Below are 566 nucleotides of genomic sequence, written 5' to 3'. Positions count from 1 at the left end.
TCTTCTGAGGTTTTCGTTGCGGCCAAGCATCTTTGCAGCCTGCCGGGTGTTGAAATCCGCGAGATGGACAGGATCACCTACACGCATTTCATGTTCGACCAGCATCACATCGTTCGGTCGAACGGAGCGTTGACAGAAAGCTATTTCTTTGGCGAAAGCGCGAAACATGCCTTGTCCTCGGCGCAGCGAGCCGAGATTGTGGCCCTGTTCCCCTCGCTTGACCACGCAAGGGACGCCTTCCGTCACACCGCAGCCGCGACGATCAACGCCCGTGAAGCAGCAGTTCTAAGCGCGTATATGTGACGTGACAGGATGCGGGATGCCGCCAATCCCGGCATTTGCGCAACGCACCCGAACGCTGCATTGTCTGCAGATACAAATGCGGACGATTAATGCGAAGAGAAAAACCTTGGCATGTGGTGGAACTTTCAGGACTCGACCCTCGACAAAACAGCCTTGAAACTTTGGCCAGGTTTCGCCGCCCAGGCGGGGTTGTCACGCCATGGCTGGACGCTGACCAAACTGTCCCGCCGAGACGATCCGGAAAACTCTCGGATTGTTCTTCG

General features: G+C 56.4%; 1 protein-coding gene. It reads left to right on the top strand.

The annotated features are described in order from the left end of the window. A partial coding sequence (locus ACR0C6_RS22130; RefSeq protein ID WP_480621345.1) for a Hint domain-containing protein occupies positions 1-303 on the top strand: 303 nt, incomplete at its 5' end. Positions 304-566: the final 263 nt, after the last annotated feature.

This window comes from Ruegeria sp. AL12, assembly GCF_056540885.1.
The sequence above is the reverse complement of the archived record's forward strand: the minus strand, read 5'-3'. Positions and strand labels throughout refer to the sequence as shown.